Here is a 14,516-nt window from a genome sequence, read left to right on the forward strand (position 1 = left end):
GGCACGAACGAGGAACACCAACGGATTGCTGCGCCAGTACTTTCCAAAAGGAACAGACCTGTCCGCCTACAGTCAGGACTACCTCGATGCAGTGGCCGACGAGCTCAACGACAGACCACGCAAAACACTGGACTGGGCCAAGCCAAGCGAACGGATCATCGAACTTCTCAATGCCATGGAATACGCTCAATAAAGCATACAATCACAAGGACGTGTTGCAACGACCATTAGAACCCACCTCATCGCTCCCCCCCCCCCATAGGTTTATCTACATATAGCGGAAACTTTCTAGTCGGAACGCTACACCACAATAATCGGCCCTACTACCCCTCCAAACAAGGGTATGTACCCCATTCAAAAAATGCTTATTCTGCAATTTGACAGGTTTTATATACACTCGAAGATGTCCCTCGAAGCGATTTGTGATTATTTTGTAAAATCTGGAAAAACAAGCGCTGCCATAGCCGGCCGCTACCTCAGTGCATACTGCCGCAGCCGGAAAAGTGTGGTTATGCGCGTGCATGGCGCATGCGTATCATGCGCTTGCACCGGCGTGCCAACGGCAGCCAAACCAGCAATCCAAGAAGGAAGGTCGCTATCGCCGCAATGAACGCGATCGTGCGTGCATCATGCACGTCGGTCGGATTCGGAGCAGGGTATGGAATCGAAACGCGATGCCCGGAGACAAGCAGCCGCTGTGTGTTCACACCGTAAGGCGTGCATGTCATGAGGGTCACACGGTCCTCCCCCGGCACCACACGCAACGTCGACGTATCGTCCGGATCAATCACCGTGATGTCGTCGACCTTATACCCGAGCTTCTCACCCATGACATCGATGTAGAAATAATCGCCCTCATGCATCTCGTCAAGACGCGTGAACATCGGTGCAGACACCATGCCGCGGTGCCCGGTGATCACCGCATGTGTGTTGAAGCCACCAACCGGCAGGCTCGTGCCATACAGATGCCCGGCGCCGTCCGCGAGCGCCTCTTCGGACGTGCCGTGGTAGATAGGCAGTTCCACACTGATCTTCGGGATGTTCACGGACCCCATCACCCCATCGCCAGTGTCCAGCAACGACTGGTACTCCGTGTCCTCACTCGCCGCAGAATCCCCTGTGCCGGACGCCGCGGAGCTTCCACCCGCATTCGCGAACGGGTCTACCGCTTCTCCCAGAATCGGCTGTCCACTCGCCGCAAGTCTCTGGTTGTAGTCATGCGCCGCTTTGAGCTCATTCTCCGCCTGCGGATAGGGCCAGTTGAGTACATTCCGGTTGACGAGCCTCGTCTGCGATGCGAGCCGGCGTGACGTATTCCACTGCAGCACGAACGGTGTAGCACCTACGACAACCGCGGCAATCACGAGCACTATGGTGAACACGCGCATCGCGATCATGCGGCGGCGCAGTGATGTGCGCAAACGCACCACATCCGTGATATCGGTTGCCTGCTCGAAAGTGAGCGGCCGCCACGGCTGTGTCTGGTGCTGCCCTGCCTTGGCTTTGCGGTCCCTGCGCATCCTCACCCCGAGTCCTGTTATAGTCCCCGGCCCGCCGTACATATGCACAGCGCGCCGTCCAACGCACTGAAGCATAGCAGTCAGATGCCGCTTACGGCATACCCTCTACATCCACTCTTTTCCATGCGCTCACTTGAAGTCGCGCTCACCGAAGATCGCCTGCCCGATGCGCACGATCGTCGCGCCTTCGTCAATCGCATACGTCATGTCGCCGCTCATGCCCATCGACAACTCCACGCATGTGGCGGTCCCCTCGGCGTCGGAATCGCGCACGCGGTCGCGCACATCGCGCAGATGTGCGAATCCTCGGCGGATCTCGCGCTCGTCGTCCACATGCGCGCCCACCGTCATCAATCCCTGCAGCTCAAGGCCCTCCAATTGCGCGATGCGCAGCGCGAGTTCGAAGGCCTCGTCGGGCGTACACCCCGACTTCGTGGGCTCGCCCGACTCGTTGACTTCGAGCAGCACACCCACCGTCTGCTCGCGCGCGGCCGCACGGCGCGCGATCTTCTCGGCGAGCTCAAATGAGTCGACCGACTCGATCGTGTTGACGTCGGGCAGCATCTTGCCGATCTTGTTGCTCTGCAACTGCCCGATCAGGTGCAGCGGCAGACGGTCGAGCGCCTCGGGGTCGTCGGTCTCGTCGAGGCTCGCCACGGTCTGCATGTCGCTCGCGCCGAGCACGATCCCGCGCTGCAGACACGCATACCGCAGCCCGTCGATCTTCGCGATCACTTCCTGCGGCCGGTTTTCGCCGATCATGTGCACACCGGCGTCGATCGCGGCCATGATCTCGCCGACGTCACGCGTCTTCGTGGCCGCCAGCAGCGTGACCGACCCCTCTTCACGCCCACTCGTGAACTCCGTCCGCGCGATCAGGTCGAGCACGCGGTGCGCGCCGTCCGCGATCTCCCGAGCGCGATCGTCACTGATCGTCTCGTTCGCCAGGTCCTTGTGATCCATGTACGCGGTCATCGCCGCCACCACCTTTCCTCAGGCGCCGGAAGGCGTTCGCCACGGCGCCTCATCCTCACCTATCCGCAACCATACCGCATCGTACGCGCATGGACGCCGGCATGCCCATGCGTCCCGAGGCGGCCTAGAGACACAGCAGGCGCGCGGGCAGGTCGTCGGGCACGCGCACATCCGCAGCATGAGCGCGCACCCGCTGCCACGAAAACACCGCGAGCGCCTCGCCCGCGCTCATCGCGCGCGGCTGCAGCACAAGCCCGAGAGCCCACGCGCAATACCCGATGACCTGCTGCGGCCGCACGCCCTGCGTGCGCAGCACGCCCAAATCGAGCGAGCGCGTGCGCTTCGCCAACCGCACGCCCGCCGCGTTGTCGAGCAGCGGCAGATGCGCATACTCCGGCACCGCCGCGGGCAAATCCGCGCTGCCAACGCCGAGCTCGAGCAGTTGTTCGCGCACCGCGATCTGCAGCGCGGTCGAGCGCAGCAGATCACGCCCGCGCACAATGTCAGTCACGCCCATCAGCAGGTCGTCCACGGTGACGACGAGCTGGTACGAGAACAGGCCGTCCGACCGGCGCAGCACAACATCGCCCAGCTCCACCCCCAAATCGAATGATTGTGCGCCAAAGACGCGGTCATCGAACAATATCTGCGATTGTGGGGTGTTTGCGGGCGGCACGGCGAACCGCCACGAATGGCGCGCACCGGCGTCGAGCCTGCGCCGCACCTCGTACGGGTCGCGTTCCAGCAGGCGGCGGCATGTGCCCGGGTAGACGATGAACCGGTCGCCTTCCTGCGGGGCGCTCGCCGCACGGATCTCCGCGCGCGAGCAGAAGCATGGATAGAGCGGCGAGGGGGTCGCGTCACGCAACCGCCGGAACAGCGCCTCGTACAGGTCGAGCCGTTGCGACTGGTAGACCGGCTCGCCGTCCCAGTCCAGGCCGAGCCATGCCAAATCATCCATGATCCACCGGTCGGCATCAGGAATCGCGCGCGGGGCGTCAATGTCTTCGATGCGCAGCAGGATCGGTTCGTGCCGGGCGCGCGCGGACAGCCACGCGGCGAGCATGGCGTACGCGTTGCCCATGTGCATGCGTCCCGACGGGGTGGGTGCGAAACGACCGGTCATTTACGGCTCCGACCCCACGAAAGTGCTCCATAGTTCGCTGTCGAGCGGCCAAGGGTTCGGCGAGCATTCCTTGAGGAACATCGATTGTTCCTGCATGAGCGGCGCAGCCTGTTTGTTGCCGCCGCACGGCGTCTCGTTGTCGATGTGTCCGAGCGCATGGCCCACTTCGTGGGTGATGACCATCGTGCGGTACTGCGCGAGCGTGGCGCCCGCGTCGAACCAGTGCTGCACGGCGCCATCCCAGCGCTTCTTGTTGATGATGACGTCGTTGCCCACCCGGCAGCTGTATTCCTCGGAACAGCCCGCCGAGAACGACGGCAGCTCCTTCGCTTCGGCGAGTGTGATCGTCACATCGCACTGGCCGCTCTGCCCTTGCGCGAACACGACGCCCGCACGCGGCCATCCCCGCACGTCGTTGAGCGCGCGGTACACGGTGTTGGCGAAATGGTCGACCGAGCCGACGTTGCCGCGTGACGCGATGCAATACGTCATGCGCGTGGGCAACGCGCCGCTCGATTGCGCGGTCTGTTTCGCCTTGGCGTAGATCTCGTTGCGTTGGGCGTCGGTCAGCGGCGCCCCGAGTGCGGCGATCTCCTCCCTCTGTTTCCTTGTGTGCTCGTCTTCGGTCGGCGTCTGCTCGGGCGCGCGGTATGGGCTCATCGCAGACGACCATATGCCCGAGCCGGCTTGCGCGTGGAGCACGTTCAGCGCGCGCAACGAACCACGCGTGCTGAACGTGACGCCAAGCACGAGCAGCAGGCACGCGCAGGCCACCACGACACGGCGGATGCGGTAGATCCGTCGGCGGCGCGCGCGCACGTGGCGGCGCGGACTGCGGGTAGTGCTCACCGTGACCTCTCACTCCATGGACTTCTTGGGGTAGTTACGGCGAGTATATCCGTTTCGCCGCGCAAACAACAATCCCCGGCACGCATGCCGGGGATTGTCTGGACGATACGGCGTGCATGTGCACGCGCGCAATCAGATGGCGAACAGTACGTTGAACAGCCACGCGCCGATGATCGCGCCGAAGATCGGGGCGACGACCGGGATCCACGCCTCGTTCCAACGCGACGACCCCTTGTGCGGGATCGGCAGAATCGAGTGCAGCACGCGCGGCATCAGGTCACGCGCCGGGTTGAGGCCGGGGCCGGTCGGGCCGCCCATTGAGCACACGAGGCCCCAGACGATGAAACCGACGACGATCGAAGCGGACGCATAGTTCTGGCGACCCCACTGCAATTCGAGGCAGCACAGCGCGCCGAGCACGAGCATGAGCGTGCCGAAGAACTCGTTGATGAAGTAGTTGCTGCGGCTTTCGTGCGCGTCGGTCGTGCAGAACGTGGAGAGGATGGCCTCCGGATTCTCCGTGGCCTTGTAATGCGGGTAATACGTGATGTACACGACGAGCTGGCCGACGGCCGCACCCAATACCTGCGCGATGATGTACGGCAGGACCTCGCTCCACGGGAACATGCCGTTGACCGCCTGCGCGATCGTCATGGCGGGGTTGATCTGTGCGCCGGAGACACCGCCGAACATCAGCACGGGGAACATGACACCAAAGCCGTAGCCCATGGCGATGTTGATCCAGCCGGCGTTATGCCCTTTCGTGTTTTTCAATTCGACATTGGCCACTGCGCCATTGCCGAAGATCATCAGTACCGCGGTGCCGACGAACTCCGCCGCCAACCGCGTAAACAACGAGTATTCCACTGCTCTTCAGCCTTTTCTATGCGTATGCAAGATGGTTTGAACAATCTTCTCTGATGGATGGATTGCATGGTTCACCCCGTATGGGAATGCGTGGGAACCGGTATGAGTGTAGCGCCCACCATGGGCAATGGCGGGTCGTCCACTCGAAAGAAAGGGCATGGAGGCATAGGGCCCCTCGGGGCGAAATACAAAGAAGCCCCGGCCGATACACGGCCGAGGCTTCTCGCGGGTGCCCCCTCAGGGATTCGAACCCTGGACACGCTGATTAAGAGTCAGCTGCTCTAACCAACTGAGCTAAAGGGGCGTTGGTTTTGCGAACCGAGTAATAAATATACTCAGATTCGCCGCGTTCGCAACTCTCGGCGTGTCGAAAATGCAGAATGGCTGTTTTCCAACGATTTTCGCGATAATCCCATTATCTTCATTCAATCACCTTCTGCGATGCCCTCTTTCCCCTCCCGTCCTTTCCGTATATTCTTCACATTTTCTTCACAAAAGGGGCCGCCATCAGCCGATGACAGCCCTTGCGCTCACAACGACAGGCGAAAGATCCGATGGGATCGGCCAGTGGCGCGGCCGCTATTGCAGGTCGACGGCTATGCAGTCATCGGACGTATACCCATTGGCCGAGCACCAGCTTTGCGCCTCATCCGCGTTGTTGAACGATTCACCGGAGAGAATCACGTAATAGTCGGCCGCGTGGCCGTGCTTGGTGTAGTTCGAATAATCGGAGGCCCAGATCAGCAGCGCGTTGGGGCGCTTCTGCTTGACCTTGAGGAAGTGCTCGTAGATGTCCACATACTTCCATGTCTTGCCGTTCAGTTCCATATTGTATTTCTTGCTGGAAAGCTGATTGGTGTACGTATCGTAGAAGTCATATGCCGCGCTGTGGTCGTGGTCCAACTGGTCGCTCAATGCGATCTGTGCGAAACGCTCGCGGTCGTCGGCGCTGATGTTCGCGCCGCCGAGCGCACTGCCCGCGTCGGCCGCGGGCTTGCCGTCGGGCTTTTGATTGGTCTGCCACACGATGGACGTGGACGAGCCGTCATCGATCTGACCGACCGGGCGCCAATACTGCTGCGTGTTGAACGCCAAGGAGACCTCCGCCTCCCCATCCTTGAACTCAATAGACTTCTTCGCGAAATCGAAGACGGCCGCGGCGACGACGTCACCGGCGCCGTCCTTCAGGTTGACGCGCACATTCGATTCCTTATAGGGCATGCTGCCGCATGCGCTGTCATCAAGATGCAGCTTGACCACCAATGTCGCATCGCTGGAATTCACGGAATCCAATGTGGCATCCGGGCTCGCGGAACATGTTTTCACCGACTCGTCGCCCTCCTTGTCCGCGTCTGTATCGCCGTCGGATGCCCGCTTATCGCTGCCACCGCTTGTGTCCGCCCCTTTCGCCGGATCTGCAGCCTGTTGCGAAGACCCGGGATTCGCGCCAGCCTGCCGGTCGGCGTGGTTCGCGGACCATGCCCAGAATCCCAGACCGGCCGCGACGAACACGATGAGGACCACAATGGCAATGATGATCCACTTGCGGTTGGGATTCGTCTGCTGGGGCCCGTCACCGTCAGGCTGCACCGGCGGCACGCCGCCCGGCAGTGGCGCAGGCGGCGCATATGCAGCAGGCGGAACCGAAGGCACGGTCTGGGACGGAAGCCCCTGCGTCTCCTCGGCCTGCGCATGGGCCTTGCCCTGCCTCCCAGCCGGTGCTGGTACCGGCGGCATCGCCTCCGGCAGACGTTTGCCGCAATGCATGCAGAAGTTCATCAAATCGTCGGTCGGTGCTCCACACGACGGGCAGAGTCGCGATGCGCCAGCGGTCGGAGCCTGGGCAAGCCGTGGCTCCACCTTCGCCCCGCATGACGGGCAAAATCGATCGTTCGCGGATAATGCACTACCGCAATGCTGACACTGCATGAGATCCCCTCCATCGTGTTTTCACCAATATCAATGACAGTGTATCGCAGAATAAACACCACTGTTTTGCCGCGCCTTGCGACTACGCGCTACTATGTGTCTACGCAATTAATGCAGTGGAATACAGGGAAGGAAGATCCACGATGTATTGCCCCCAATGCGGCGCCGCCGTCGCTGACGGCGCGAAATTCTGCGCGAATTGTGGCGCAGGTCTCTCACCACGAAAGGCCACGGCCACACAACGACAGCCGATGCAAGTTCCGGTGCCCGCGCCCGCGGTCTCATCCCCACCGGCGAAACCCACCGTGGCAGGAGGCCCACCGGCATACATGCCGCCCGTTCCGGCACCATCCGCCGCACCGAAACCAGCGGGTTCCACAACGCCGGCGCGCATCACCCCGGGCCATCTGGCCACCTTCGGCGCATCGCTCGGCATTGCGCTTGGCTCGGCCATTGTCCTCGCCCTGATTACGACATTGCTCGCAATCGGCTCGTTCACGGATCTCACGGAACAGGTGATCGCAGACCAGACGTCATTTTCGTACAGCGATTTGACTGAGATTTACACTCCTAATTTCTTCCAAAACCTCATCATCGCCCTGGTCGCCGGCATATCGGGCGAATTCTCGTTCAATGTGTCATCCGCGATGTTCTCCACGACCGCCGCATCATTCAGCCTGCCGATGTCCCTCGTCGGCGTCGCGCTCTTCGCAGGCGCCGCATTCGGCGCCTATATGATGGCACGAACACACCGGATAGCATTCCGCTGGTCCGGCGTTGTCAGCGCGCTACTCGTCGGCATCGCCTCCGGCCTTGTCGTCATCATCCTCGCCGCAATCTTCCGCATCTCGACACCTTACGAAGACACCGCCGTAATCACATTCTCCGGTGCCTCGTTCCGCACGTTCGCGCTCACGTTCCTCATCGCCGCGGCAGGCGCGCTCACCGGTCATTTCCTCGCCGATAAGGCGCCCGCCTCCTCGAATGTCTTTCTGGCCGCCTGGCACTGGGCGCACCGAGCACGCGGATCCGTGCGCACGATCATCGAATCCGCCGCGATCTTCACCGTCGCGTACACCGTCATCGGCATCATCGCGATTTGCGTCATTGCATCGCAGGTCCCCGACGTCCCGATCATGTCGTTGTTCCCCATGCTTCTGCCGCTGGCACCGTCCTATATGCTCGTGCTGACGTCGTTTGGCGGCATCGAGGCGAACATGACAAGTTCCCTGCCGCAGACCCTCACCTTATTCAATTTCGACACCAAGATGCCCGCGTCGATGAATCTCATCTGGCTGCTGTGGATCATATTCGCGGTCATGCTGGTGTGCCTGCTGTATACGGCCGTGCGTGCGGGGGCACGCAACTACTATGATCCGCATTATGCGGGGTGGTCATACTGCTGGCAGGCGCCTGTATTCTGGTTCGTATTCTGGCTGATCATGCCCTATCTGACCATGGCGATGCAATTCCATGCCGCAGGTCAGGCCATCTCGGGTCCCGGCATCACCATCATGCCGGCACTGTGGTTCAGTCTGGTGGCAGCGGCCTGGGCACTCCTCATCGAGATCTGCGCGCGTCTGCTCGCTCCCGTGATCATTCAGTCCGCACCGGGCATGTGGAAATGCTTCGTCGGTGGCACCGTGCAGCCCGAAACCAGTGCGCCGGCTGCGGCGCCAGCCAAGGCCGTCCCCACCCCGGGTACGCCCATCGCCGCCCCGGCCGCGGTTTCGGCTCCATATGCGACACCGGCCGGCGCGCCCGCTGCCATGCCGGCCACCGCGCGCACCATGAGCGCCAGGCAGAAGCGCTCTTGGATCGTCACGGGCATCGCCTTGGGCGCCATAGCGGTGCTCGGTATCACCTACGCCATCCTCAATGCCACGATGTTCAGCGCGACATCGGCGGGCAAGGACTACATCACCGCCATCGAGAACGGCGACTTCGACCGCGCCAATGAACTAGCGAACCCGCAGTTGAAGCAGGACCAGGCGAAACTGCTCACCAGCAAAGCGGCGCCGGGCAATGAGGGGCGTATCACCAATGCGCATGTTGTGCGCGAGCGGAACAGCGGCAACGCCAAGACGCTGACGGTCGCGTACACGCTCGACGGCAAGCAGACGACGCGCGACCTCAAAATGGTCAAGAAAGGCAGCAAGGCCCTGGTCTTCACGGATTGGGCCATCGCCGAACCATTGACAACCACGATCGCCGTGTCATACCCCGATGCCGTCGACGAGATCACCGTCAACGGCATCGCGGTCACGTCAAAGAACGCGAAGTCATCGGATGGTGAGAGCCACACGTTCGTGGTCTATCCGGGCAAATACGACGTGGCCACCGCAACATCGAAGTTCTACACGCAGGAAACAGCCGATCTTGTCGCCGGCGCGGACTCCTCCGAGGGGTCGGCAGCCTCACTGAACGTCAAGGCCACAGACGCGCTCTACGGCGCCATCAACGAACAGGTGGCATCCAAGCTGGATGAGTGCGCCAAATCGAAGGACAAGAGGCCGGCGAACTGCCCGTTCTCCGCTTATTCCTATTTCCGCGGCTCCGACACACGCAACTACTCGTGGTCGATCACCGAGTACCCAGAGGTCTCCGAGAACTACATTTCGCTTGGCAACGGCACGTTCAGCACGTATGACGGCACCGCGAAATACACCTATGAGTTCAAGACGTCTGACGGCTGGAAGCCGGAGAGTGACAGCACATCGATCGCCTCCATGCAGGGCGAGTTCACCATCGACGGCGACAAGATCACCGTGGAGTTCACCGACTAACTGCCGGCGCAATCAAAAGGGGCTCCGCAGTCATTTTGACTGCGGAGCCCCTTTTGATTGCTTAAGCTCAGACTGCTAATCGGTCTGATGGGAAGATCATACGGTCATACGATCTTCAACGCGGGTTCACTCAGCGACGACCTTCACGAAGAAGTTCGCGGAGATCTCCGAGTGGAGTGCCACGGTGGCGGGGAACTCGCCGAGGGTCTGGATCTTCTCGACGGTGATTGCGCGCGGATCCACGGCAACCTTGTCGGCGAGGGCCTTGGCGATCTGGTCGTTGGAAATGCCACCGAACAGCTTGCCGGACTCGGACACCTTGGCCGGGATCTCGACGGCGATGCCCTCGATGATGCCCTTGGCTTCGACGGCGCCTTCACGGGTCGCCACGGCCTTGGCCAGGCGAGCGCGCTTCATGGCTTCCGCCTGGGCGGCGGCGCCCTTGGACCATGCGAATGCGAGGCCCTGCGGGATCAGGTAGTTGCGGGCGTAGCCGTTCTTGACCTCGACGATGTCGCCTGCGTGGCCCAGATCGGTGACGGACTTCTTGAGAATAACCTTGGTATTAGCCATTTCGTCTCCTCCTCAGAACTCAGCGGCCGGTGGTCGCGTACGGCAGCAGAGCCATCTCACGGGCGTTCTTGATCGCCTTGGCGATTTCGCGCTGCTCCTGCACGGTCACACCGGTGATGCGACGGGAGCGGATCTTGCCGCGATCGGAGATGAACTTGCGCAGCAGCGCGACGTCCTTGTAATCGATCTCGGTGACCTTGGCGGCCTTGAGCGGGTTCGGCTTCTTCTTAAACGGCTTGACCGGCGGCTGCGGCCTCTTGCGTGACATCTATTTGTCTCCTTAACGAATACTGTTCAATATGTTGTGGGGTGCGGCGTTATGCGCGCGATACGTCTTAGAATTCCGGCTCGTCGGATCCACCGCCGAATTCGGAGGTGCCGAAGGAGCCGAAGCTGGATCCGGAGGGTTCGGCGCTGTTCCATGGGTCGGAGACCGGTGCCTGTGCCTGCTGCTGCGGCGCGCCCTGTGCACCGAAGCCGTTGGCACCGCCGGCATAGCCTGCTCCGCCCTGGTAACCACCGTTGAACCCGCCCTGCTGCTGGTTGCCCACGAAACCGGAGCTCGACGACTGCCGATTCACCTGCGCCGTGGCGCGGCGCAGCGATGGGCCGATGTCGTCCACCCGCAGCTCCACGACGGTTCGCTGCGAACCGTCCTGTGCCTGGTAGGAACGCTGGGTGAGCCGGCCCTGTGCAATGACCGTCATGCCCTTGGACAGCGAGTTCGCGATGTTCGACGCCAGCGAGTTGCGGGCCGAATCCCACGCCGAGCAGTTGAGGAACAGCGTATCGCCGTCCTCCCACTGGTTCGTGTTGCGGTTGAACTGCCTGGACGATGACGCGATCGTGAAGTTGACGACCGTGGAGCCACTGCCCACGGTGCGCAGTTCCGGGTCGCGGGTCAGATTGCCCACGATGGTGATAATCGTTTCACCTGCCATAACGTTCCTTCCAACGTATGCGTGCTGATGCCGCAGTGGTCTTACTTGCGAAGAATCTTGGTGCGAACGATGGATTCGTTCAGGTTGAGCACACGGTCGAGCTCGTCGCTCGTGGCCGGCTCGCAGGAATACGTCACCACAACGTAGTTGCCTTCGGTCTTGCCGTCGATCTCGTACGCGAGCTTGCGGCGACCCCAGATATCGATGTTGTCGACGGAACCGCCTTCCTTGGTGACGATTTCCATGTGCTGATCGGTCAGCTTCTTGAGGCCGTTGTCATCCATCTCAGGATCGGCAATGAACATCAGTTCGTAGTTATGCGCAGACATCACCCACCTCCTTCGGACTGTTGGCCGCGGACTTTCCGCGACAGGAGTGTGTATGCGTTGTGCCCCTGCGCGCACGCGGACTGCGGGTGCGGACTGGTGTGCGCGGGCAACTGTGCCAGCATACCCGTCAGATTGGACACGCACGGACTGCACATACATGCACGTTGCTATAGTGAATATGCTCGATTCACGGGCATCCGAACGCAGTTTGAAAGGCGAATAATGTCTGCAGTTCTCGAAGGCACCCCCGATAAACGTCTTGCACTCGTCACGGGCCGTGCCTACCCCGAGCAGGCTGAGGAGACCGCCCATTATCTCGGAACGGAAGTACTGCCAACGACGGCGTACGACTTTGCCAACGGAGAGATGTATGTGCGGTTCACCGAGCCCGTGCGCGGCGCCGACGTGTTCATCATGCAGGCGCACACGACTCCGATCAACAAAGCGATCATGGAACAGCTCATCATGATCGACGCCGCCAAACGTGCGTCGGCACGCTCAATCACCGTGGTGGCGCCGTTTCTGGGATATTCACGTCAGGACAAGAAACATCTGGGCCGTGAGCCGATCACCGCAAAGCTCATGTTCACGCTGTTCGCGGCGGCCGGTGCGGACCGCATCATGACCGTCGACCTGCACGCCGCGCAGGAACAGGGCTTCTTCAACGGCCCCGTCGACCATCTGACCGCACTGCCCGTGCTGCTCGACTATATGCGCAGCCGCCTGCCGCTGGACAACACGACGATTGTCTCGCCGGACGCGGGCCGCATCAAGGTGTCTGAACAGTGGGCCGCTAAGCTGGGCGGTCTTCCGCTCGCGTTCATCCACAAGACGCGCGACACGACGCGCCCCAACCATGCTGTGGCGCACGGCATCATCGGCGATGTCAAGGGCCGCGACTGCGTGGTGATCGACGACATGATCGACACGGCGGGCACCATCACCGAAGCGGTGCGCACACTGCACGAGCACGGCGCCAAGTCGGTCACGCTCGTCGCCACGCACGGCCTGCTCTCCGGCCCGGCCGTTGAGCGTCTGCGCGACTGCGGCGCCAAGGAGATCGTGTTGATGGACACGGTGCCGATTCCCGAAGAGAAGCGCCTGCCGAACATGACGGTGCTGTCCGCGGCGCCGCTGCTCGCGGCAGGCATCCGCTCGGTGTTCGAGGCCCGATCTGTGTCGAATCTGCTCAACGGCCTGCCCGAAGACATGCGCACGCACAATATCTACGCGTAATACAGCGATTTCCCGCAACGCGCGGGCGCACATGTGAATATTGTGCGCCCGCGCGTTGCCATATCTACGGACGACGGCGCCGAACTGCTACCATGTTGTCTCAGTATGCAAACGTTGACTGTCCCGTTCCCGCTGGGGGTTTGGGATGAGGGGTGCACAATGACTTCTTCCGATTCACACAGTACCGAACCGCACGCCGAGGCGGACGCCGTGGGGGCCGATGCCGCACAGACCGCCCAGGAGGCGCACCACAGCGCCGGCAGGACGATTCTGGAGTATCTGCCTTGGATTGTCGTGCCGATTGTGGTCGTTGTGCTGCTGCGCATGTTCGTGTTCACGATGTACGAAATCCCGTCGAGCAGCATGGAGAACACGCTCAGGATTGGCGACCGCGTGATGGTGGTCAAGCCGTCGATCGCAAAGCCCGAACGCGGTGACATCATCACGTTCAAGGATCCGGGCGGCTGGCTCCCCTCAAAAGAGAAGAAGCACTCCGACATCCTCATCAAGCGTCTGATCGGCATGCCCGGCGACAAGGTGGAGTGTGAAGGCGGCGGTGCGCCGATTGTGGTCAATGGCGAGCCGCTTGATGAATCCGCGTATCTGCAGGAAGGCATGGCACCGAGCGAGATCCCGTTTTCCGTCACGGTGCCGGAGGGTCATGTGTTTGTGCTCGGCGACAACCGCACCAATTCCGCTGATTCCCGCTACCACTTCCACGATATTGGCACTGACGGCACCGGAACCGTGCCGATGGAGAACATCACCGGCGTGAGCAAGCTGATCTACTGGCCGTTCTCACACTGGTCCGTCACCCGCTGAACAGGATCTGCTCCTATATATTCGGGACATATATGAAGGGCGCTGTCTGTAGCGTATATCTACAGGCAACGCCCTTTTAGTTCTCTGGTTCTCTGACGAAGGTCATGGATAACACCGCTTGGCATGACAAACCTCTATACTCGTCCTGACGAAAGTCATGCATGACGCCTTCGAGCATGACAAACCTCTGCTGGTGCGTCAATGGATTGGGCGGTGTTTCTGTGGTGTGGGGATACCTTATATATCTGGTTGATGGTCACGGTCTGGGTATGGCAAAGCCCACCGGGTTGGGGTGGGCTTTGTGTCAAGTGTGGTGCGGCGGTGTGCTACTCTCCCACACCCTGTCGGGTGCAGTACCATTGCCGTGCCAGGTCTTAGCTTCCGGGTTCGGAATGGGTCCGGGCGTCTCCCCTGGGCCATGGCCGCCGCAAGTCTTCAATTGTCAACCCGTGTGGGTTGGTTGTGTGGTTGTTTGGGGACCGGTGGGTGGACGCGACGCGTGTGTGTGTTCGTGACTGTCGACCAAGTGTGTGGTTGGTCTGGTTAGCGTAGTAGGATGCTTG

Annotated in this window: 13 protein-coding genes, 1 tRNA gene, 1 rRNA gene and 2 pseudogenes; 5 read left to right on the top strand and 12 right to left on the bottom strand. The window is 61.4% G+C overall.

The features are described from left to right. Positions 1 to 193 (top strand): annotated as a pseudogene (locus BPSG_RS07720) (IS30 family transposase); the annotation flags it as partial. A 316-nt stretch (positions 194 to 509) separates the two neighbouring features. On the opposite strand, the gene BPSG_RS07725 reads toward BPSG_RS07720, so the two are convergent. From BPSG_RS07725 to BPSG_RS08530, 7 genes are all read right to left on the bottom strand, one after another. Continuing rightward, positions 510 to 1,520: a class C sortase gene (locus tag BPSG_RS07725; RefSeq protein WP_026643872.1), complete on the bottom strand. Its 1,011-nt coding sequence runs from the start codon at positions 1,518 to 1,520 to the stop codon at positions 510 to 512. Between the two features lie 129 nt (positions 1,521 to 1,649). Next, positions 1,650 to 2,495 carry a YggS family pyridoxal phosphate-dependent enzyme gene (locus BPSG_RS07730; protein ID WP_026643873.1) on the bottom strand — a complete coding sequence of 282 codons (846 nt, stop codon included), beginning with the start codon at positions 2,493 to 2,495 and terminating at the stop codon, positions 1,650 to 1,652. Between the two features lie 124 nt (positions 2,496 to 2,619). After that, positions 2,620 to 3,621, bottom strand: coding sequence for a tRNA glutamyl-Q(34) synthetase GluQRS (gene gluQRS / locus BPSG_RS07735; RefSeq protein WP_026643874.1), 1,002 nt, complete (start codon positions 3,619 to 3,621; stop codon positions 2,620 to 2,622). Next, a complete protein-coding gene (locus BPSG_RS07740) occupies positions 3,622 to 4,470 on the bottom strand; it encodes a DUF3152 domain-containing protein (protein ID WP_026643875.1) in 849 nt (282 codons plus the stop codon). 132 nt (positions 4,471 to 4,602) lie between these two features. Then, positions 4,603 to 5,337: an MIP/aquaporin family protein gene (locus tag BPSG_RS07745; protein ID WP_022858877.1), complete on the bottom strand. Its 735-nt coding sequence runs from the start codon at positions 5,335 to 5,337 to the stop codon at positions 4,603 to 4,605. 230 nt (positions 5,338 to 5,567) lie between these two features. Beyond that, positions 5,568 to 5,641: transfer RNA gene (locus tag BPSG_RS07750), tRNA-Lys, on the bottom strand. A gap of 275 nt (positions 5,642 to 5,916) precedes the next feature. Further along, a complete protein-coding gene (locus BPSG_RS08530) occupies positions 5,917 to 7,266 on the bottom strand; it encodes a zinc ribbon domain-containing protein (protein WP_026643876.1) in 1,350 nt (449 codons plus the stop codon). A gap of 143 nt (positions 7,267 to 7,409) precedes the next feature. Here BPSG_RS08530 and BPSG_RS08955 point away from each other — a divergent pair. Then, positions 7,410 to 7,475, top strand: a pseudogene (locus tag BPSG_RS08955) (zinc-ribbon domain-containing protein); the annotation flags it as partial. A gap of 96 nt (positions 7,476 to 7,571) precedes the next feature. Beyond that, on the top strand, positions 7,572 to 10,052 hold the full coding sequence (locus tag BPSG_RS07760; protein WP_202961610.1) for a DUF4878 domain-containing protein: 2,481 nt from the start codon (positions 7,572 to 7,574) through the stop codon (positions 10,050 to 10,052). Positions 10,053 to 10,178: 126 nt separating this feature from the next. Here BPSG_RS07760 and rplI read toward each other — a convergent pair whose 3' ends face one another. From rplI to rpsF, 4 genes are all read right to left on the bottom strand, one after another. Then, on the bottom strand, positions 10,179 to 10,625 hold the full coding sequence (rplI, locus tag BPSG_RS07765) for a 50S ribosomal protein L9 (protein WP_026643878.1): 447 nt from the start codon (positions 10,623 to 10,625) through the stop codon (positions 10,179 to 10,181). Between the two features lie 19 nt (positions 10,626 to 10,644). Next, positions 10,645 to 10,893, bottom strand: a complete 249-nt coding sequence (rpsR, locus tag BPSG_RS07770; RefSeq protein ID WP_022858968.1) for a 30S ribosomal protein S18 — start codon at positions 10,891 to 10,893, stop codon at positions 10,645 to 10,647. Between the two features lie 67 nt (positions 10,894 to 10,960). Then, positions 10,961 to 11,566, bottom strand: a complete 606-nt coding sequence (locus BPSG_RS07775) for a single-stranded DNA-binding protein (RefSeq protein ID WP_022858969.1) — start codon at positions 11,564 to 11,566, stop codon at positions 10,961 to 10,963. Between the two features lie 41 nt (positions 11,567 to 11,607). Then, positions 11,608 to 11,895 (bottom strand): 30S ribosomal protein S6, encoded by a 288-nt coding sequence (gene rpsF, locus BPSG_RS07780; protein WP_022858970.1) that lies wholly within the window; start codon positions 11,893 to 11,895, stop codon positions 11,608 to 11,610. 222 nt (positions 11,896 to 12,117) lie between these two features. Between rpsF and BPSG_RS07785 the strand changes: the two genes are divergently transcribed. Beyond that, complete coding sequence (locus BPSG_RS07785) at positions 12,118 to 13,131, top strand: ribose-phosphate diphosphokinase (RefSeq protein ID WP_026643879.1); 1,014 nt, start codon at positions 12,118 to 12,120, stop codon at positions 13,129 to 13,131. 159 nt (positions 13,132 to 13,290) lie between these two features. Then, positions 13,291 to 13,953: a signal peptidase I gene (gene lepB, locus BPSG_RS07790; protein ID WP_051592071.1), complete on the top strand. Its 663-nt coding sequence runs from the start codon at positions 13,291 to 13,293 to the stop codon at positions 13,951 to 13,953. A gap of 313 nt (positions 13,954 to 14,266) precedes the next feature. Here the strand turns inward: lepB and rrf are convergent. Continuing rightward, positions 14,267 to 14,383, bottom strand: a 5S ribosomal RNA gene (gene rrf / locus BPSG_RS07795). Positions 14,384 to 14,516: the final 133 nt, after the last annotated feature.

Origin of the sequence: Bifidobacterium pseudolongum subsp. globosum, assembly GCF_000741295.1 — a bacterium.
Classification (GTDB): Bacteria; Actinomycetota; Actinomycetes; order Actinomycetales; family Bifidobacteriaceae; genus Bifidobacterium; species Bifidobacterium globosum.